The organism is Thermococcus sp. 5-4 (assembly GCF_002197185.1).
In the GTDB taxonomy this organism is placed as follows: domain Archaea; phylum Methanobacteriota_B; class Thermococci; order Thermococcales; family Thermococcaceae; genus Thermococcus; species Thermococcus radiotolerans.
The window spans coordinates 382021-400716 of sequence record NZ_CP021848.1; the positions used below are offsets into that span (position 1 = coordinate 382021).

The window sequence follows — 18696 nt, forward strand, 5'->3', positions numbered from 1 at the left end:
TTAAACTTCCGCGCTTAAATAAGCTTGTGGTGGTCATGAGGTTCGTCCTTGATACGAGCATCTTCGTCAACCCGGAGATACGGGACAGGTTCGGTGACTCCCCAACCGAGGCCATGAGGACTTTTCTGGGCTATGCGGAGAGGCTCTTCGGGAAGGTGGAGTTCTACATGCCTCCTGGCATCTACCGTGAGGTTATGCACTTCGTTGATGAGGAGGAGCTCCTTCCGGAGATTGAACTCTACGTGATTAAGAAGCCCCCCAACGTCCACGACATCAAGATTCCCGCCTTCGTCGTGTACGAGCTGATAGACGATATCAGGAGGAGGATAGACAAGGGACTCCGCGTCGCTGAGAAAGCCGTCCGCGAGAGCGTCATTGAAACTGACAACGTGGACAAGATAATCCAGAAGCTGAGGAGAAACTATCGGAAGGCCCTCAGGGAGGGCATCGTTGACAGCAAGGAGGACTTTGAGCTTATCTTGCTGGCAAAAGAGCTCGACGCGACTATAGTTTCCGCCGACGTTGGCATACTCACGTGGGCGCAGAAGATGGGCATCAAGTGGATCGACGCGGCCAACTTCAGGGACGTCCTGGAAGGTCTCGTTGAGAAAATGGGCTGAGGGAAAAATTTATAAACGCTGGTCTGCATGGTATCATCGACGCCCCGGTGGCTCAGCCTGGTGGAGCGGCCGCTTGGTAAGCGGCAGGTCGCGGGTTCAAACCCCGCCCGGGGCTCCATTCTAACAAACTTTTGCTTTGCAAAAGTTTGACCAAAAGTTGGTGATTCTTCTCGAGTAAGCAGATTTTTGGTGGATTTTCTTGTTTTGGTGGCTGGATTGTACGTTGGATTCATCGCCAAAAAGGCTCTTTTTAACGGGTTCAACTCACACCGCGCTCCAAAGGAGCGCTAAAAAACTTGAACCCTTCTCAAACGAACTACCGGAAACAGAATCCAACTGAGCAGTAAGGGCAATATCTGAAGAAATCCTCCAAACGAGCCATATAAAAGCAATCACGAACTTTGCCCAGCAACTTTGCGCAGGCAAAGTTTCCTGTACTCTCAAACCCCCGTAGTGGGGCTTCGCCCCACGACCCCGCTTTTTCTCTAAAAACCTGGGAAACTACGTTTCCCCACCTTCCTTATTCCTTAATCCTCCGGGGGGCTAAAGCCCCCACACCCCCAGAAACTTTGTACCACCTAAAGCCCCTAGAAAAACTTGATCAGCAGACGTCTTTTCCATTAACGCTGAAACTTTGCCCTGCAAAGTTTCCTGTACTCTTAAATCCCCCGAAATAGCTACACCCTATATCCTATCTGTTTCTTCCAAATTGGCGGGAACCCAGGCGTACGCTCTGAAATTTGCCCGTGAGGAGGGTTTGGCTTAAAACAGGATGTTACACAGGTTTCACTCTTATTCTGGCGTCCGAAGGACGCCTTGAGCGAGTGAAACGCTATTGGATTGGCAATTGGGGAGTAAACCACGTAGAAAACAAGCGTTTTTAGAATCGTACGCCATCTTTCCGTCAACGCTTTGCGCCAGCAAAGGGTTGTCATGGTGGGGCCGCCGGGATTCGAACCCGGGTCACGGGCTCCCAAAGCCCGCAGGATGGACCAGGCTACCCTACGGCCCCATGCCCGCAGTAGTGCGTTGAAGGGTTCCTTATTAAGCTTTTCGCTGGAAGCTTTTAGGAAAGCTTGCTCCGCAGGTTTTTTATAATCCCCCTGCCTATCGCTTCAAGGTGTCGTCATGGTCACGCTCATCATAGCCGAGAAACCCAACGTCGCGAGAAAAATCGCCTATGCCCTAGCCGAGGGCAAGCCCGTTAGAAAGACGATCGGCAAGGTTCCCTACTACGAATTCACCCGCGACGGGAAGAGGATAATCGTCGCTCCTGCGGTTGGCCACCTCTTCTCGCTCGCGCCGAAGACCAAAACCTACGGTTACCCGGTCTTCGACATAGAATGGGTTCCCGTTTATGCGGCGGAGAAGGGGAAGAGCTACGCCAAGGACTACATCAAGGCATTAGCAACGCTCGCCAAGCGCGCCGACGAGTTTGTGGTCGCCTGTGACTACGATACCGAGGGTGAGGTTATAGGCTATACCGCCCTCAAGTACGCCTGCGGCGTTGACCCGTCCCGGGCGAAGAGAATGAAGTTCTCCGCCCTAACGAAGAAAGACCTTCTCAGGGCGTGGTACAACATCGAACCGACGATAAACTTCGGAATGGCCGATGCCGGAATAGCGCGCCACGTCCTCGACTGGTACTGGGGCGTGAACCTCTCCAGGGCGCTCACCTCCGCCATAAAGCGCGCCAGCGGTAAGTGGCAGGTTCTCTCCACCGGCCGTGTTCAGGGGCCGACGCTTAAGTTTCTGGTTGACAGGGAGAGGGAGATAGCCAACTTCAAGCCTACCCCCTACTGGGTCATAAAGATGCTTCTCGAGAAGAACGGGGAGCAGTACACGGCGGTCTACGAAAAGGAGCGCATACTCGACGAGGATGAGGCGAAGCGCATCGTCGAGGAGGCTAAGAAGGGCCCGGCCTTCGTTGAGAAGGTCGAGGTCAAGCAGCAGAACAGGCACCCACCGGTTCCCTTCGACCTCGGAACCCTGCAGAGGGAGGCCTATTCTGCCTTCGGCTACTCCCCGAAGAAAACCTTGGAGATTGCGCAGAAGCTGTACGAGAAGGGTTACACCAGCTATCCCAGGACAAGCTCACAGAAGCTCCCCAAGAACCTCAACTTCCGCTCCATTCTCCAGAACCTCGCCAAGCTGCCGGAGTACAAGCCCTTCGCCCACGAGCTCCTGGGTAAGGAGCGCCTCAGGCCAGTCGAGGGCAAGAAGGACGACCCTGCCCATCCGGCCATATATCCAACGGGAGAGCTGCCCAAGCAGGGGGAGCTGACCAAGGACGAATCCAACCTCTACGACCTCATCGTCAGGAGGTTCTTGGCCCTCTTCATGGAGCCGGCCGTCAGGGAGATAATGAAGGTGGTCATAAACTCCAACTCCCACCGCTTCATCCTGGGCGGGGCGAGGACAGTGAAGGAGGGCTGGCTGAAGGTCTACGGCAAGTACGTCAAGTTCGACGAGGTGATTCTTCCGGCTTTCAGGGAAGGCGAGCCGGTCAAGGTCATCCAGATAAAGCGCGAGAAGAAGAAGACGAAGCCTCCAGCGCGCTACTCACCCGCGGCGGTTATCAAGAGGATGGAAGACCTAGGCATAGGGACCAAGGCCACTCGCGCCCAGATTCTGGAGACCCTCTACAGCCGCGGTTACATAGAGGGCAAGAGAAAGATAAAGGTCACCCCGCTCGGCATGCGCGTCGTCGAAGCTTTGGAGAAGAACGTGCCGGATATAGTGAGCGTCGAGCTGACGAGGGCCTTCGAGGAGAAGATGGAGGAGATAATGGCCGGAAAGGCCGATAAAGAGGGCATCATCGAGGAGAGCAAGAACCAGCTCATCAAAATCCTGAAGGTCTTCAAGGAGAGGGAGATGGACATAGGGAAGATGCTCATGGAGACGACGGGAACCGGTGCGACTACCTCAAAAACCGCCGCCAGAAAAGCCGGCGCGGTAAAGGAGCTCAGCGAGGAAGAGGAAATGGCGGTTAAAAAGGCCGTTGACGGGGAGGAGAAGAAAGGTCCGCTCGTCATAGGAAAGTGCCCCAAGTGCGGCGGTGACCTCGTGGTGCGGTACAATAGGAGGACGGGCAAGCGCTTCGTCGGCTGTTCCAACTGGCCCAAGTGCAACGTCACCTACCCGCTCCTCCAGCGCGGCGAGATAATTCCAACCAACAAAACCTGCTGCGGCGGCGCTCCGGTGGTCAAGATACGTGAGAAGGGCCGCGAGTACGAGATATGCGTTGACATGAACTGCAGGGATTGGAAGAAGGGGAAGAAGTAGTCAGAGAAGCTCCCTGAGGAGCTTTATTCTCCTCGGGCTGAGGATGACCTTCGGGTGCTTTAGGAGCGCCTTGATGACCTCCCCGTAGTCTCCGCTCGCTATCTTTTCTGCGTCGGCGCCGCTGAGTACCTGGATGAAGAGGTCCAAGTCCTCGTCGCTGAGCTTCTCCGTGACCTTCCTGACCTTGAGAACCTTCTGGAGTCTTTCCCCGTCGGTTTCCCACCATTCGGTCGTGTAGTTCTTGAGCAGCGCGAGGTTCTCCTCTTCCAGAGCCTTGACTATCCACTTGCTCGCTATCGTTCCGGCCTCCATCGCCTCGGCCATTCCACCGCCGTGCATCGGGTTGACCTGCCTCGCTGCATCGCCGACGACGAGAACGTTGTCCTTGACGAGTTCCTTGACGAAACCACCGACGGGGACGACGCCGACGTTTATCTCAAGGAGCTTCTTGGCGGGGATGTTGTTCTCCTTCAGCCACTTGTCGAGGTAGTACTTGGCCGTCTGCGGGTTGTCGGAGTTGATGCCTATGCCAACGTTGGCCCTGTCCTCGTCCTTCGGGAAGACCCAGACGTAGCCCCTCGGGGCAACCTCGTTGCCGAACCAGAGGTGTATCAGGTCCGGATCGTAGCCCTCTATGAGCATCTCGTACTCGTAGCTGGAGTCAAACTCGTGTGGCGGTGCGTAGGTGTTTATGCCCGCCTTCCTTGCTATCATGCTTTCCACGCCGTCGGCGGCGACTATGACATCGGCTTGAATCTCAATCGGCTCGTCCTCGTGCTTTGCCTTTATTCCCACCACTCTGCCGTCCTTCCTGATGACGTCCAGCGCCTCTGTTCTGGCGAGGACATCGGCACCGGCCTTGGCGGCATAGTAGGCCAGCATCTTGTCGAAGACCTTTCTTTCGAGGATAACGCCGCTGACGTCCTTATAGCGGAGCTCAAGCTCGTACCCGCTGGGCGAGTACAGCTTGGCACCGTATATCTCGCGGTTGATGAAGCGCCTGTCGTAGGGTATGTCGTACTTCTCAAAGACCTTGATGCTTATGCCCTCGGCACACTGCTTCGGCGTGCCTATGGCGGGCTTTTTATCGATGAGAAGAACAGAAAACCCGGCTTTAGCAACGTTTCTCGCGACTATGGGCCCGGCTATTCCGGCGCCCACCACAACGACGTCGTATTTCATTCCGTTCACTCTCCCACCTCCAGGGGTTCGGCGCTCAGTGCGCCCACTGGGCAGGCGGTAATGCATATCCTGCAGTAGATGCACTTGTCCTGGAAGAACTCCCATCTCGAGGGGCTTACGTTTATTGCAAGCGTCGGGCAGACTCCAGCACAGCCACCGCAGAGATAGCACTTGTCCTCGTTAACCACGACCCTTATTTTCTCCGGCATATTCGACACCGCCAAGCTTTTGTTTTAGCTTGTCCTCGTCGATTTTGATGGTTCCGTCTTTTATTATTAACGGTACGAACCTGTCCAGCTCCTGTGCCTTTACGAGAACCTCCCTCTCCTTGAGGTTGAGCCTGTCGCTCAGCTCCTCGACGGTGGCCTCACCCGTGAGGAGGAGGTAGTGCAGTATGGCCAGCTGGGTCATGTCGCCTATCTCCTGGAGGTACCTCTCCTTCAGCTCCTTCATGAGCCTGTCGCGCCTGCTCTCGATGGTCTGCAGTGCGCGGAGTACCTTCTCAAGCTCCGAACTCAGCTCCAGGAACGAGCTGACCATCTCCAGAAGGCTCTCGTGCTCCGCGGGTATGCGGGTCAGGTCAACCTTGACCTTTTCGATGGGCGCCCCTTCTAGGTCCAGGCCGCGGTACCAGAAGAGGTTGGGAGTTACCGTGGTAACGTAGGTCTTTGAGATGGCTATGTCGTAGTACTTCCTCGCGGGCCCTATGAACGGCCCCTCCCTTTCGTAGGATTTCAGAATGCCCTCGCGCTCCATGATTTTAAGGTGCTTGGCTACCGCTGTTGAGGACACACTAACCTTGCTGCTGAGGAAGCTGAAATAGCATTCCGTGCAGGTGAGGTGGCTGAGCAGATCGCGCCTCACCTTGTTCCCCAGTATGTAAAAGATGTCGGGTTCAGTCATGACCTACACCACCCAAATCTGTGACGTAAAGCTTATATAGTGAACATTTAACCTTAGGTTGCAAACCGGAATTGAATTCCACGGAGAGATTGTAATCCAATCGTTATAAACCTTATGTGGAGGTGTTTGGAATGGGACTGATTAGTGATGCGGACAAAAAGGTCATTAAGGAGGAATTCTTCTCCAAGATGACGAACCCGGTCAAGATCATCGGATTTATCGGAAAAGAGCACTGCCAGTACTGCGACCAGCTCAAACAGCTGGTTCAGGAGCTCAGCGAGCTCAGCGACAAGCTCACCTACGAGTTCCACGACTTCGACACCGAGGAGGGCAGGAAGATAGCCGAGCAGTACAGGATCGACCGCGCCCCGGCGATAACCATAACCCAGGACGGCAAGGACATGGGCGTCAGGTTCTTCGGCCTTCCCGCCGGCCACGAGTTCGGTGCCTTCCTCGAGGACATAGTTGACGTCAGCAACGCGACGACCGACCTCATGCCGGAGAGCAAGCAGGACCTCGCCAGCATTGACAGGGACGTCAGAATACTGGTCTTCGTCACCCCGACCTGCCCGTACTGCCCGCTCGCCGTTAGGATGGCCCACAAGTTCGCCATCGAGAACACCAACGCTGGCAAGGGCAAGATACTCGGCGACATGGTCGAGGCCATCGAGTACCCCGAGTGGGCCGACAAGTACAGCGTCATGGCCGTGCCGAAAATCGTCATCATAGTCGATGGCGAGGACAAGGTCCAGTTCGAGGGTGCCTACCCGGAGAAGATGTTCATGGAGAAGCTCCTCGCGGCCCTCGAGTGAGGCCCTCAGTTTTCTACCTTCTTTTGTGATTTTCTTGTCAATGTTCCCCCGATTCTCCGCCCGACTTTTCACGGAAAAGTTATAAATCCCTCAACCCAGCCCATACCGGGTGGGCAAATGGGGACGAGAATCGGCGGTGTAAACGTCAAATTCACCGGGGAACTTGAAGACGGTTTTGAGGACGCTTTCACTGGACTCTTCGCGAGGCGCTATCTTCCGGACGTGGGGGAGGGCGCGGGCGACGCGCAGGTCATCGTGGAGCGGTTCAACGGCGAGAGGTTCAGGGTGTTCAGTGCCGCCTACGACTACATGGGCAGGGACGAGTACAAGATAGAGTCAGGGGTCCCCTCGGCGTACGGCAACGAGGCACCGATATTCTTCATCCTTCAGGCCGCGGCAAGGGCCGGCGCAAAGCTGGGCAGGGTGTTCATAACGGACTCCGTTGGAGTGGTGGCCCCCAACGGGAAGGCGATTCTTTTCGTGGGTTACCCCCACACCGGAAAGAGCACCATGTCCGTCCTCGCGATGGCGGCCGGGATGCCAGTTTTAAGCACGGAGAACACGGTCGTCGAGGTCAGGGACGGGAGGCTCACCATAGTTGGGGGAACGGACGTCCTCGTCTATGACCCAAGGGTGGAGGGCATCTACGACATCGAGGTGCCCTACGACGAGCAGACGAGAAGCGGTTACAGGATAAAGGACCTCGGGAGGGACTCGGAGAGGGAGAGGCTCCTCAGGCGGGGCGTGGAGATAGACATGATAGTTCTCCTTCACGCGGCCTTCAACTGCATGGAGGCGAGCTTCTCCAGGATAAAGGGCAGGAAGGTCAGGAAGACGCTCTGGTACTTCTCAACCGCCCTCATGAAGGGACTCGATTACTACGACCCGATGCCACTTCACGTTCCAATGAACGATGAAATAAGCAGAAACCTCCGGCTGTTCCTCGAAACGGCGTCCACCAACTATTCTGATAGAATGTTCGAGGCCTTCGGAAACCACAAGACCGTTTTTGAGCGGGTCACGGAGATGGAGCTGGCGCGGGAAGTGTGATCCTAACGGAGTTGTTTTCGCTTTTTGTTCTTCTTACTGCAACTGTCTCACCGTCCTTGACGTCAGCTATCGTGACCCAATACTTTCAATTCTCCTAAAGTCTTATTGCAACCTCCGGAACGTCCTCCATGGCTTTGAGTGCCAGCCACGCTTTCAATTCTCCTAAAGTCTTATTGCAACCTGCATTTTAGACATCCGTTCATTTTGTCCCGGCTTTCAATTCTCCTAAAGTCTTATTGCAACCTCCTCCCAGTCCTGCTTCGTGAGCTCGCTTCCGAAGCTTTCAATTCTCCTAAAGTCTTATTGCAACGGCTAGGTGGTCTGCTGCTGGGCCTGTTTGCTTTCCCTTTCAATTCTCCTAAAGTCTTATTGCAACTAGTCCCTTGGGAGCAGGTGGAGCTCGTGAACCCCTCTTTCAATTCTCCTAAAGTCTTATTGCAACTTCAGCTCGAAGGTGGGGAATGGGCGCTCTCGTTCCTGCTTTCAATTCTCCTAAAGTCTTATTGCAACCGGTTAAATATCTATTATATCTATGTCCACTTTACGCTTTCAATTCTCCTAAAGTCTTATTGCAACCCGAACAAAAGGAGGAGGTGAAGTGATTGGAAGATTCTTTCAATTCTCCTAAAGTCTTATTGCAACCCCTGGTCCTCGAGAAGGCCAAAACTCTTGAGCACCCTTTCAATTCTCCTAAAGTCTTATTGCAACAGCTATAGCTTTGGGCCTTATGAGGGGCACAGCTTTACTTTCAATTCTCCTAAAGTCTTATTGCAACGAGAATTCTGATACCCTCAGTTTAGAGAATGTGTTTCTTTCAATTCTCCTAAAGTCTTATTGCAACCTCGAGCGGGCTGCGGAGGATCATGCGCCCACCCCCTCTTTCAATTCTCCTAAAGTCTTATTGCAACTTACAAGCCGTCGGATTTAACCGCACTTGCGATTTTGCTTTCAATTCTCCTAAAGTCTTATTGCAACTGTTAAATAGGCCCTCCCCAGGCCACGCCGAGACGTCTTTCAATTCTCCTAAAGTCTTATTGCAACGTGAGTGTTAAAGCCGTACGTCCTCTTGCAATATCCTTTCAATTCTCCTAAAGTCTTATTGCAACTTTGATTTCGGCTTTTTCACGGGGGAGGGGTCGTCTGACTTTCAATTCTCCTAAAGTCTTATTGCAACCCGAAGATTGAGGTCGTCCACTATCACATCAAATGGGCTTTCAATTCTCCTAAAGTCTTATTGCAACGGCCTGGTGGCGAATGAGAACGGCCTCTGGTTTGTGCTTTCAATTCTCCTAAAGTCTTATTGCAACGTGAGAGATTCAATCAAAGAAAAGCTTAGGCGTATAGCTTTCAATTCTCCTAAAGTCTTATTGCAACCTTTTGGCGACGTTGAGCGTTTCAGTAGTTCCGGTTACTTTCAATTCTCCTAAAGTCTTATTGCAACTAGGAAGGGAGCGGACTTAAGGTTTTACGACGATGACTTTCAATTCTCCTAAAGTCTTATTGCAACTATTCGCTTTCGCAAACATGATGATTGTGTAATCTGAGCTTTCAATTCTCCTAAAGTCTTATTGCAACTTTACGTGGTTCCAGGTCATGGGCGTTGGTTCTGAGGCTTTCAATTCTCCTAAAGTCTTATTGCAACTGAATAAGTGATAATTCGGTGATTCCTAATGAGAAGCTTTCAATTCTCCTAAAGTCTTATTGCAACTAGCCGTTCAGAGCATTAACCGGAACGTTGAACTCCACTTTCAATTCTCCTAAAGTCTTATTGCAACACCCGACGTCTCGAACGTCACTATTCTCGTCCCGCTCACTTTCAATTCTCCTAAAGTCTTATTGCAACAGGGCAGCTTTCACTTTCTTTTGCCCTATAAAGGAATAAGATGCATTTATTTTTATAAGCCTTTCTTCGGAGGGGGCTTTGGAGAGTCTCCCGAGGTCTCTGAGTCGGACTTCATTTTGGAGTTTAATGGCTCTACGGAGAAGGAGATGGGCTTCCCTGGTGGAATTGTTCCTTCCGTCTGTAAGTTCCAGAGCTGTTATGCTGCCCTATATTTTGAAATTTAGGGGTACACAGCTACAAGGAACCAAATGCTTTATTTTGTCAAAGTATTGGCAATTTCGAGGGTCGTCATGCCTTCTCCGCACATCCTGAAAAAATTTCGTTATATTGTCAGGAAAATAAGCAACCAAGTGGTACACACTAACTGGAGGTTATTTAAGACTTCCCGAGTGCTGATCCGGCGGTGTTCCTGAATACAAACCTCGACCGTTAATCTCTGACGAATTTTGGCCGTTTAAACGTGATAACGCACAATCGCAACCCCTAAAAGCGTTGATTACTATTCGATTTATGGTGGTTAGATGTACGTGGTTATAGTCTACGACGTTGCAGTTGAACGGGTGAACAGGGTCAAGAAGTTCCTGCGCCAGCACCTGCACTGGGTTCAAAACAGCGTCTTTGAGGGAGAAGTGACTAGAGCAGAGTTCGAGAGGATAAAGGCCACTCTCCAGGAGATTATAGACGAGGACGAGGATTCAATTGTCATATACAAGCTCCGCTCCATGCCCAAGAGGGAAGTGATGGGAATTGAAAAGAACCCGATAGAGGACGTCATTTAGACTCCACGGCCTCACATATCGGCTTAAAGATGCACTCCTCGCATTCACTCTTCCAGCGCGGCTTTATCCACTTGGGGAACTTGCCTGCTTCAAGTTGCTTCACACCGTTAATTACGATTCTGGCCCTTCCCAGCATCTTCTGAAACTGCTCCTCATCCCTCTCGACCTTGAACGGCTTGAAGTTCATCCCGTTCTTGTCAAAGACGTAGATGTAGCCCCTCTCTTTTCCGGCCATATTGAGGTACGTGTTGAGCTGTTCGACGGCAAGCTTGGGAGGTTCTTCCATCTCTTCGGGGCCCTTTGGGCTCTCATCGTCTCCTGCGGTAAAACCCCTGAACTTGAACTCCAGAAGGTAGTCCCCCTTAACGGCATCGACCCTCCCCATGAGCTTCCAGCCCTCATCCAGGGGATACTCAACCGGCACCTCGAACTCTATGTCGTCCCCGCTCACGGCGTTTCCCAGCCATTCGTGAAGGACGCTGCCAACTAGCATTTCTCCGGTTCTTTCGTACCTGAACGTCCCGAGGTATACCGAGAGCGCTGCCTTTCGGAGGCAGAAACTCAGGGAGGTCACCCATATCTTCCGCTCCGGGGTCTTTCCGGTTATCGCGTTCCGGATCCTCTCATTGAACTCTTCAATCTCGTCAGGATACTCCATCCTCCCCACCTCAGAACCATGCCACCAGCGGCTCGTACCGGCCGCTTCCAACGAAATGACGCATGAGCTTGTAAGCTTCGAGCCTTATTACCCTCTGTTTCGTCACGTTCGTTTTGAGGTTCGGATGCCTCACGCTCTTCCGCATCTCTGCGTTGTAAGTGTCAACAACCTTCTTCATGCCCTCCTTTGTAAGTAGGATTCCATTGAGGTCGGCCCTAAAGTGCTCTTTCTTGATAATCCCCTGCTTCACTAGTCTGTTGGCTATTCTGTCGGCTATAATCGGCTTGAAGATCTCGCTCAGGTCGAGGGCAAGAGAGAACCTCCTTTCGCTCGGTTCGTGGAGGTAGCTGACAGTGGGGACGAGCTGGGTGTTGTACAGCTCACTCACGATCGTCGCGTAGAGCCTCGAATTCAGGAAGCTTATCAGCGCGTTCATTTCGTTCTCCGGTGGTCTGCGCGTGCGCTTGACTATCTTGAAACCTTCTGGCAGATGCTCGTCCCAGCGGGCATAGTATTCCTGCCTTATCCTAGCCTCAACGTTCATGACCTCGGTTATTTTGCGAGCCTCTTCAAGCTCCTCAAACAGTTCCTCCAGCATATCGGAGAAGCCGTCGGCAACTTTCCAGCGCCTCAGGTTCTTCTCCATGTTGAGGGCACTTCCCCTAACGAAGAGTTTCGCCAGCTCAAGGCGCTTCTCCCGCTTGATGTAGTGCTGGGCCTGCCTGATGACTAAGTCCCCAGAGTGCAGTTTCTCTTTGGGGTAAAAGCTCCCGTCGTAGTAGCCGTAGTGGTTGAAGAAGTGCACGGCTATCCCTTTCTGGGCGAGGAAGTGGAGCGCCTGTGAGGTTATGTTCACGTGGCCGTAGATGTAGATGTCGTAGATGCCTTCAACGGCGAGTGGTTTCCTGCCGCGCTCGTTCTCGAAGTAGAGGGTGTTTTCCCTCCGGAAAAGCGTTCCATCGGAGAGCAGGGTTATGGAGCGCTTTCTCATACCACCACCTCAGACCCAACAGAGCTCACGATAGGCGCATTTTCTGCATTTCCTCGATTTGATCGGCTTTGGTGGCAATGGGAGTGATTTTATCCGCTCAACTTCTTTTATTGCCCATTCAATCTCCTCTTCCCTTCCGTCGAGAACAACTTCCCTGGTCTCGTTGAGCTTGGGGTAGTGGAGGACTGCTTTGGCATTAATTCCGAGCTTTTTGAGGTAGTAGAGATAGTATAGCGCCTGCATCTCGTGGGCTTTCTCCATACTTTTGCTCAGCTTGACCTCGTGAACCTCAATGATGTCACCTCTTCGGATGAAGTCAATCTTTATCGAGCCGATTTGTATTTCCTTCTCCTCACCGCCGTACCGTTGCTCGTGGAGGAACCTGCCGAGGTCAACCCATTCGCTTTCCTGTTCCATGGTTATGCCTTTGGCAAAGTACCAGAGCTTCGTCGGGCAGATGAAGAGATAGTTGATCTCCGTGCCGGTAATGAGGAGGTGGTCGAGGGGGTATTCATGAGGCATTAATAACCCTCCAACCAGAACAAATTAAGAAATGAAAAGAATTTTCCAATTGCTACCCTCTACTGATCTCCTGGAAAGTTTTAGTGGATAGTATTTAGTTTCATAGGGTTTTCCACGATTCTTCGAGGAATATGGGTTTATCTGCTCAAAAGTGGCCTTTGAAGAAAAGTCTTTTACTGGATAGATGTGTGAACCTGGTGGGACTTCAGAGATTGCAACCGGAAATATCGCTCCTTGAGGAAGCTCGTCAATGAGTTCAACACTTTTTACGTATGCTAATGAATCGCTTGTACCAATGTATCTTATGTGCCTTGCATAGTGCTTTACTTTTTCCATTGCTTCATCGGGTATTCTCAGGTAAACTTCTATATCCCCAGAGAAGTGTATGTACTCTCTGACTCCAAAGCTCTCCTGAAAACCTCCCTGGTCTTTCTTTTTCTTAAGTCTCTTCACGAAGACACTATTTACCGCTATTCTCTCTGGGAGCTTTATTCCAACCTCTGCGTCCCGGATATAACCAAATATCTTTTTTCCCTCACTAACTTTCCCGCTTATCCTTATAGCCGTTGAGATTATTGCTAGCTTTATAGTAGATGGGGCTATCAGCGGTAGTGCTAGTGCGTACTGGGACGAGTATTCTGGAATTCTGTAGGAGTAAAAGGAGGGAAAGTGTACTACTAGCTTAAGGCACCTCATTCACTCTCCCCCAAATTTCATTTGGTAAGGTTCCGCATTCATTAATGTCCTAAGCTTTTCCACGAAGTCAGCTACACCCTTAAACTTTACAACCTGGATATCATCTAGGACGTTCTTAATTTTCTCAATCTCGCTGATGTAGTCATCCTTCAGTGGTGAGATTACAGGCACTGGCATTGGCTTGGTCGAGTAAACTATCACGCCCTCAAAATCAATGACGTGGGGCAATCGCGTAGTTGTCATTGCTCCCTCAGGCCTTGTAAACATAAGCTGATATGCTTTAAGTGCAAGCTGGTAGCGTTCCTTTCTGCGCTTCCCCTCGTAGGTGTACACATCCTGCCTTGCTTCATTGAGTCCTATACGCCAAGGCTGGAAGACAGTAACTATTGCATACCTGCCAGTTCTCGTTGGCCTGTGGTATATCATCTGGGTTCCGCCTTCTCTACCTTCCTCACTCTCCTGTCTCTTGCCTTTCTCACCCAAAGCGTGTCTCGCATGAAGGTGTATGTCCCTGTAAACCTCAGGGATTCCCAGAGCCCAGCCAAACTCAACGGTGGACTTCCTTGAAACCGTTGGTTTTTCGACCATAAATCCATGAACATCACAGATATCACAAGTTTTCAATGCATCTTCAATGACTTTTGGCTCGTCCCCCTTAGAGTATTTCCCAGTCTTACTAACAACGTAGTTGAATCTCTCTGGATGGAGCGTTCTACAAGCTTCACATAGATGGTTTTTGTCATCAAGAAGCCACATTAGCTCAGCGTGTATGTGCTTGAGCATTTCCCCTGAGATACCGTCGGTATTTACTGCCTTCCCAGTGTTTGGGTCTATTATCTTGACGCTCCTCGGCTCAACGACGTTTCCGACGTTTCCCTCGTTGTTGAGGCTGTGGAGCTCCCAAAGGGCCCTACCGAGTATGGCAATCTCAAAAACCTTTACCTTTTCTTCACTCATTTTCCTCACCTCCTTTAACAAGGGCATAGCTTATGAGTGCAGAACGAACGAGCTTAACGCCATATTCATCCACTAACCCCATTAGTTCAACAAGGCTTTCTTCCCTTGGTCTTTTCAATTGCTTGCCTTTGTAGCCTTTCTTTGCCAGAGTTTCATACCTCCTGAGAAAGCGCTTTATCACTTCTGCGAACTGTTCCTTGGTTTCTGCATATTCCAGCTCGACTAGAGAGGAGTAGTCTTCCCCGATTCTCAGGGCTTTTCTAAGTGCTACTCCAAAGTCCTTGATTGCTTCGTTCTCAAACAGCTCAGCTAACTTCGACATTCTTTAACACCTCCAAAAGGGAATCCGCGTTATAAGAACCGAATTTTATTGAGTTTGACCTCAACTCGTTTCTCAAGTGAAGCCGGATGTAGGAGTAGTAGTTATCCAAAGTTGGTTCCGCTATGAACTTAGATAGCGCCATGGCAATATCCTCATAGCCCTTGAGGTAGGAAGTCCTATCAAGAATCTCAATCCACTTGTCAATGGACTCCTCACCTTCAAGTGTCTTAACAAGAGAATGAAGGAAATCCAATGGAAATAGACCTGAGGTGAATGGCTTAGGTTGATTACCCGTCCTCATCATGACACCATAGAGGATCCCTCCAATTTTGGGTAGAAAAGAACCGCCACGCATTAGCTCTTTTTCTTCTTTTACGAGCCTAACTGCAATCCTTGCGACGGTAGAGAAATAACCCGCTCTATGGAATCCTTTGACTGATTCCTTCAGCCTGTGTTTTATTGTATAAACGTCCTCAACTCTGGTGTCCAATGGAAGAGGATAAACAGCTACCAGATAGTCCTTTGAACCTTTCCAGACAGAGATATTTATTGCACCCAATACAGCGAGATAAAACTCTTCAGCAGGTATCTTTACCTGACTCTCCGAGTATGAGCTAAGAACTGCTTTTCTAATGCCTTTACTTGCTCCAAGTTCGATGGATTGAGGAAGTGTAACTGCTTTTCCTTTGAAATTATCAACCAAAACTGTTTTTTCGTCAAGTTCATATTCAAAAATCTGTTTTATCCTATCTCCATCCGTAAAGAATTCTTTCATGTCCTTTCTGATGCCCTCCCGGGCTTTACTCCCCAGGGTAGCTAAGACGTTGCCCCATTCATCAATGTCTTCTCCTAAGTAACCTCTAATTTTTGGAAGCTCTGAAAAGTCTGGCCCATTCTTGCTCCGTATTTCATAGTAGCTCCCTGTATCGGCAATGATTGCTTCTTTGGACAGTGTATGAACTACTATGCCAAGTCCATAGGCCTTCGCTAAGTCAAGAAACTGCCATCCAGTCTTAGGAATTAAATATCGATTCATATGACTCACCACCCGTAGCCAGTCTATCAGAGATACGAAGAAGCTTTGAAACTAATCCATAAAGCCGGTAATATTCATTCTCCTCAGCAATATTTAGATAGTTGAATCCTAAAGAGCCCGCTGGATGGCTGTAGATGATAGAGTTTTCAATGTCTTTTAGGGGATAAACTTGCAAAATGTAATCCATCACATTGGGAATTAATTTGAACTTCTGAAACTTTGAGGACCAAGGAGAGTGATGGTGAGCTATAGCAAGGTAGAAAACCTTAGCAAGTCTCCTGTCTTCAAAGTGCTCCCCTATGAATCTTTCAAGCGCCTTAGCTGAGACGGTTGCATGAGGGGGTAACTTGCCCTTCATCTCAAATCCATGGGCTATTGGTTCCTCTCCCTCTTTCCAACCGGCTTTTTTCTGCCAGTAGAGGTTTAACTTTCCAAGGTCGTGCAAAGCGACGCTCAGTTCTATCCAACTAGTCAGCTCATTCTTAGAAATCCCAAAATACTTGGCGAATGCCCCAATTGGATAGTCATAGCGTGGAAGCATATAAACCCTTAGAACATTAAGGGTCTTTCTTGAATGTTCTACCCAGCTTTCCTTTTTCATTCTGTCTTTTTCAGCCACAGTTATTAATTTGTCTCTTTCCTCGAACTCAAACCTTTTGACGTTCCCACTTCCGTCAAAGAGCAGTCCCAGCTCCGGTGAATAGCTAATGCCCGTTATGACATAAAACTCAAATGGTACTATCTCGTCCTTATCGGAGACGGGAACAAGGGTGTATTTACTTTCGTATTCATCAATGATAAAGTTCTCTTCTACCCTGTAAATTTCTCCCCCAGCTTCTTGGATTAGGTCAAACTTACCCTTAAGAACTCTAAAATCAATTCTAAGGCGCTTGAGCCTCCAGGTATCGTCAGGATTCAAATTACTCACGTCATCGTAGATGGTAATATCAACTGAATACGCCTCTCTAACGTTCTCTTCAACATAGGATCTTTTACCTTCGTAAACTGCTCTTGCAAGACCGCCTAGCCTCTCATAAAATTTGTACGGATCTAGATAGTTCTCAAATGGCTTTGAGAGAACTTTCTCAACAAGTCCTATCTCCGTTTGCCAATCAAGTAGTTCAACACCCATTAACGCATCAATAGTGGATTCAACGAGTTTCTTAGAGTAGGGGGCGTAGGGATTTCCTGCTTTTTTCTCGACGTTATATACGACAATCTCACCTTCACCTCCCCATCTCGCTACTCTTCCAGCTCTCTGGATGAGGGAATCAGCAGGAGAAATCTCAGTTAGGAGTTTCGTTGATGATATATCCATTCCCACCTCAATAACCTGTGTTGATATCAGTATAACCTCATTGACAGAGCTCCCCTTTCCAAAGATTTCCCGGACTTTTGCCTCCTTCTGGGATCTATCTTCCTCAAGGAAGCGGGAATGAATTAAAACTACTGGTCTGTCAGCTTTGGCCTTCAGTTCTCGATAAAGTTGCTGGGCTTTTCCAACCGTATTAACGACGACAATGAGCTTATCAATGTCCTCCGCTTGTCTTTCTATTTCTTTTACTGTGAGGGGAGTATCGCTAAACAGTGGGTCTGTATTAACTTCAACTCGTCTCTTTGCCCTTGATTTTACTTCTTGTTCATCCTCTACCTCTATTATCTCAACTTTCCCACCCTTTTTCTCGGCTAAAGCTTTCACTCTCTCCATAAAGTTTCTAGGTAAGGTTGCCGACATCATAACAAATGGAATACCTAACTTTGCACTCTCAATACTCATTGCAACTGACGTTAGAAGGCCCTTCTCCGGGTGAAGGGTGTGGACTTCATCAAAAACAAGCATCGCAGAACCTGCTGCCCCTAAAAAGATGTTCCCCCATCTTTTCGGCATGCTCAGAGGAACACTTAGGTAAGCTCCAGCTGTTTGATCAATGGTTGCTACAATCACGTCTTCCTCAAAGAGCGAGCTCTCGGGCCTTTTGCCATGATGAACTGCTACTCGAAGCTTCTTATAGGAAGCGTATCGCCTCGCTCTTTCCCCTATGCTCTCTACGAGCGTTCTGTTGGGAAGTGAATAAATCATTTGGGAGGGCAGGTTCTCGTTAATTTCGAAAATGAAAGGAATGAGAACCATCTCACTCTTTCCTGAGCCAGTGGGGGCACGGACTATAAGGGAACTTCCCTCAGTTAGGCTCTGCATTGCCTCCCGTTGGAAGGTGTAAGGACTAAACCCTGTTGCCTTTTGAAAGTCTATTCTTACCCCCATCAACCTTCACCATCCCAAACCCGATCGAGTTCTTCTCCCCGAAGCCGGCCATGTAGCCCGCCCTCAGGAGCCCCTCGTCGCCCTTTGCGCGGAAGACGAGGTGCCATGCCACCTGGAAGATGCCGGGCTTCACCTCGAAGCGCTTGGGCTTGGCGTTGAGCACCTTCATCTCGAACTCCTCTGGAGGCCTCTCGGCGTATATCGCGAGGTACTTCTCCCGAAGGTTCTCCAATATCCGCTCGTAGAACTCCGGTTCGGTTGGGCCCAAATCGTACGTCCGCGGCTTGCCAAACTGAATCCTCTTCGTTGTCACGGCTATCGGCGAAAGCGTCACGAACTTCCTTCCGCTCAGCCTCTCGGGTTCTGCCAGGGCTTTGACCTCTTCCACCACGAACCTCTCGCCCCAGAGCTCAATCTCAGGTTTCTGAAGGAGACCTCCGATGAACGCTTCGGCTATCTCGGGGGCTGCCGTTGAGAAGTAAAAGAAACCGTGCTTGTAGCCAAGCAGGGAGCTTCTGTCCTCGGCGAGCTTCCGCTTCTCGGCCATGAACAGCGAAAACGTAAAGAGCTTGGGGCCCTTTGGTGAATGAAGCCGAAGGCTCAGGTCGGGATTGACCCGCTGAATCCTACGGTAAATCAGCCCCTGCAGCTTGTGCTGGTGATTGAAGGGTATTCGAAACGGTTCATTCTCTGGCTGGAGTCTTATTGCAAACCTCATGCATTGCACCTCACTATGCGGCAGTGTATAGCAAAAAGAGTACGTCTTCTGGCCTTATA

At 50.3% G+C, this 18696-nt stretch carries 17 protein-coding genes, 2 tRNA genes and 1 CRISPR repeat array; of the genes, 6 read left to right on the top strand and 13 right to left on the bottom strand.

Annotated features, from left to right (window positions below):
* Positions 1-35: 35 nt before the first annotated feature.
* Positions 36-620, top strand: a complete 585-nt coding sequence (locus CDI07_RS02180; protein WP_088180042.1) for an RNA ligase partner protein — start codon at positions 36-38, stop codon at positions 618-620.
* 41 nt (positions 621-661) lie between these two features.
* Positions 662-738 (top strand) — tRNA-Thr (locus CDI07_RS02185).
* An 816-nt stretch (positions 739-1554) separates the two neighbouring features.
* On the opposite strand, the gene CDI07_RS02190 is transcribed toward CDI07_RS02185, so the two are convergent.
* Positions 1555-1632, bottom strand: a tRNA-Pro gene (locus CDI07_RS02190).
* Between the two features lie 116 nt (positions 1633-1748).
* Here CDI07_RS02190 and topA point away from each other — a divergent pair.
* Entirely contained in the window at positions 1749-3905 is a 2157-nt protein-coding gene (gene topA, locus CDI07_RS02195) for a DNA topoisomerase I (protein WP_088180043.1), read from the top strand.
* On the opposite strand, the gene CDI07_RS02200 is transcribed toward topA, so the two are convergent.
* The 3 genes from CDI07_RS02200 to CDI07_RS02210 are packed head-to-tail and all read right to left on the bottom strand — an operon-like array spanning position 3906 to position 5990.
* Positions 3906-5087, bottom strand: a complete 1182-nt coding sequence (locus CDI07_RS02200; protein ID WP_088181523.1) for an NAD(P)/FAD-dependent oxidoreductase — start codon at positions 5085-5087, stop codon at positions 3906-3908. It lies immediately after the preceding gene.
* Positions 5088-5092: 5 nt separating this feature from the next.
* On the bottom strand, positions 5093-5296 hold the full coding sequence (locus CDI07_RS02205) for a DUF362 domain-containing protein (RefSeq protein ID WP_088180044.1): 204 nt from the start codon (positions 5294-5296) through the stop codon (positions 5093-5095).
* Positions 5268-5990, bottom strand: coding sequence for a helix-turn-helix domain-containing protein (locus CDI07_RS02210; RefSeq protein ID WP_088180045.1), 723 nt, complete (start codon positions 5988-5990; stop codon positions 5268-5270). The genes CDI07_RS02205 and CDI07_RS02210 overlap by 29 nt, the downstream gene beginning before the upstream one ends.
* Positions 5991-6121: 131 nt before the next feature.
* Between CDI07_RS02210 and CDI07_RS02215 the strand changes: the two genes are divergently transcribed.
* From CDI07_RS02215 to cas2, 3 genes are all read left to right on the top strand, one after another.
* Positions 6122-6802, top strand: coding sequence for a thioredoxin family protein (locus CDI07_RS02215; protein ID WP_088180046.1), 681 nt, complete (start codon positions 6122-6124; stop codon positions 6800-6802).
* A 117-nt stretch (positions 6803-6919) separates the two neighbouring features.
* Positions 6920-7852, top strand: a complete 933-nt coding sequence (locus CDI07_RS02220) for a hypothetical protein (protein WP_088180047.1) — start codon at positions 6920-6922, stop codon at positions 7850-7852.
* Positions 7853-7934: 82 nt separating this feature from the next.
* Positions 7935-9695: direct repeats of the CRISPR family, unit length 30 nt; unit sequence CTTTCAATTCTCCTAAAGTCTTATTGCAAC.
* 521 nt (positions 9696-10216) lie between these two features.
* Positions 10217-10474 carry a CRISPR-associated endonuclease Cas2 gene (gene cas2, locus CDI07_RS02225; protein WP_088180048.1) on the top strand — a complete coding sequence of 86 codons (258 nt, stop codon included), beginning with the start codon at positions 10217-10219 and terminating at the stop codon, positions 10472-10474.
* Here cas2 and CDI07_RS02230 read toward each other — a convergent pair.
* The 9 genes from CDI07_RS02230 to cas6 are packed head-to-tail and all read right to left on the bottom strand — an operon-like array spanning position 10467 to position 18637.
* The gene (locus CDI07_RS02230; protein WP_088180049.1) at positions 10467-11132 is read right to left on the bottom strand and encodes a PD-(D/E)XK nuclease family protein; all 666 of its coding nucleotides are present in this window, start codon (positions 11130-11132) and stop codon (positions 10467-10469) included. The two genes, cas2 and CDI07_RS02230, sit on opposite strands and share 8 nt — an antisense overlap.
* A gap of 10 nt (positions 11133-11142) precedes the next feature.
* Positions 11143-12123 (bottom strand): type I-B CRISPR-associated endonuclease Cas1b, encoded by a 981-nt coding sequence (cas1b, locus tag CDI07_RS02235; RefSeq protein WP_088180050.1) that lies wholly within the window; start codon positions 12121-12123, stop codon positions 11143-11145.
* Between the two features lie 9 nt (positions 12124-12132).
* Positions 12133-12645: a CRISPR-associated protein Cas4 gene (gene cas4, locus CDI07_RS02240; RefSeq protein WP_088180051.1), complete on the bottom strand. Its 513-nt coding sequence runs from the start codon at positions 12643-12645 to the stop codon at positions 12133-12135.
* Positions 12646-12669: 24 nt separating this feature from the next.
* Positions 12670-13341 (bottom strand): CRISPR-associated protein Cas5, encoded by a 672-nt coding sequence (gene cas5 / locus CDI07_RS02245; protein ID WP_088180052.1) that lies wholly within the window; start codon positions 13339-13341, stop codon positions 12670-12672.
* On the bottom strand, positions 13342-14298 hold the full coding sequence (locus CDI07_RS02250) for a DevR family CRISPR-associated autoregulator (RefSeq protein ID WP_088180053.1): 957 nt from the start codon (positions 14296-14298) through the stop codon (positions 13342-13344).
* Positions 14291-14620 carry a hypothetical protein gene (locus tag CDI07_RS02255; protein WP_088180054.1) on the bottom strand — a complete coding sequence of 110 codons (330 nt, stop codon included), beginning with the start codon at positions 14618-14620 and terminating at the stop codon, positions 14291-14293. Before CDI07_RS02255 ends, CDI07_RS02250 begins: the two co-directional genes overlap by 8 nt.
* Complete coding sequence (locus tag CDI07_RS02260; protein ID WP_088180055.1) at positions 14604-15656, bottom strand: hypothetical protein; 1053 nt, start codon at positions 15654-15656, stop codon at positions 14604-14606. Before CDI07_RS02260 ends, CDI07_RS02255 begins: the two co-directional genes overlap by 17 nt.
* Complete coding sequence (locus tag CDI07_RS02265; protein WP_088180056.1) at positions 15634-17919, bottom strand: CRISPR-associated helicase/endonuclease Cas3; 2286 nt, start codon at positions 17917-17919, stop codon at positions 15634-15636. Before CDI07_RS02265 ends, CDI07_RS02260 begins: the two co-directional genes overlap by 23 nt.
* Positions 17879-18637: a CRISPR-associated endoribonuclease Cas6 gene (gene cas6 / locus CDI07_RS02270; RefSeq protein WP_088180057.1), complete on the bottom strand. Its 759-nt coding sequence runs from the start codon at positions 18635-18637 to the stop codon at positions 17879-17881. The genes CDI07_RS02265 and cas6 overlap by 41 nt, the downstream gene beginning before the upstream one ends.
* Positions 18638-18696: the final 59 nt, after the last annotated feature.

Excerpts from the sequence above, each read along its gene's own strand:
- CDI07_RS02180 (WP_088180042.1), top strand. The coding sequence starts at position 36 with ATGAGGTTCGTCCTTGATACGAGCATCTTCGTCAACCCGGAGATACGG.
- topA (WP_088180043.1), top strand. The coding sequence starts at position 1,749 with ATGGTCACGCTCATCATAGCCGAGAAACCCAACGTCGCGAGAAAAATC.
- CDI07_RS02200 (WP_088181523.1), bottom strand. The coding sequence starts at position 5,087 with ATGAAATACGACGTCGTTGTGGTGGGCGCCGGAATAGCCGGGCCCATA.
- CDI07_RS02205 (WP_088180044.1), bottom strand. The coding sequence starts at position 5,296 with ATGCCGGAGAAAATAAGGGTCGTGGTTAACGAGGACAAGTGCTATCTC.
- CDI07_RS02210 (WP_088180045.1), bottom strand. The coding sequence starts at position 5,990 with ATGACTGAACCCGACATCTTTTACATACTGGGGAACAAGGTGAGGCGC.
- CDI07_RS02215 (WP_088180046.1), top strand. The coding sequence starts at position 6,122 with ATGGGACTGATTAGTGATGCGGACAAAAAGGTCATTAAGGAGGAATTC.
- CDI07_RS02220 (WP_088180047.1), top strand. The coding sequence starts at position 6,920 with ATGGGGACGAGAATCGGCGGTGTAAACGTCAAATTCACCGGGGAACTT.
- cas2 (WP_088180048.1), top strand. The coding sequence starts at position 10,217 with ATGTACGTGGTTATAGTCTACGACGTTGCAGTTGAACGGGTGAACAGG.
- CDI07_RS02230 (WP_088180049.1), bottom strand. The coding sequence starts at position 11,132 with ATGGAGTATCCTGACGAGATTGAAGAGTTCAATGAGAGGATCCGGAAC.
- cas1b (WP_088180050.1), bottom strand. The coding sequence starts at position 12,123 with ATGAGAAAGCGCTCCATAACCCTGCTCTCCGATGGAACGCTTTTCCGG.
- cas4 (WP_088180051.1), bottom strand. The coding sequence starts at position 12,645 with ATGCCTCATGAATACCCCCTCGACCACCTCCTCATTACCGGCACGGAG.
- cas5 (WP_088180052.1), bottom strand. The coding sequence starts at position 13,341 with ATGAGGTGCCTTAAGCTAGTAGTACACTTTCCCTCCTTTTACTCCTAC.
- CDI07_RS02250 (WP_088180053.1), bottom strand. The coding sequence starts at position 14,298 with ATGAGTGAAGAAAAGGTAAAGGTTTTTGAGATTGCCATACTCGGTAGG.
- CDI07_RS02255 (WP_088180054.1), bottom strand. The coding sequence starts at position 14,620 with ATGTCGAAGTTAGCTGAGCTGTTTGAGAACGAAGCAATCAAGGACTTT.
- CDI07_RS02260 (WP_088180055.1), bottom strand. The coding sequence starts at position 15,656 with ATGAATCGATATTTAATTCCTAAGACTGGATGGCAGTTTCTTGACTTA.
- CDI07_RS02265 (WP_088180056.1), bottom strand. The coding sequence starts at position 17,919 with ATGGGGGTAAGAATAGACTTTCAAAAGGCAACAGGGTTTAGTCCTTAC.
- cas6 (WP_088180057.1), bottom strand. The coding sequence starts at position 18,637 with ATGAGGTTTGCAATAAGACTCCAGCCAGAGAATGAACCGTTTCGAATA.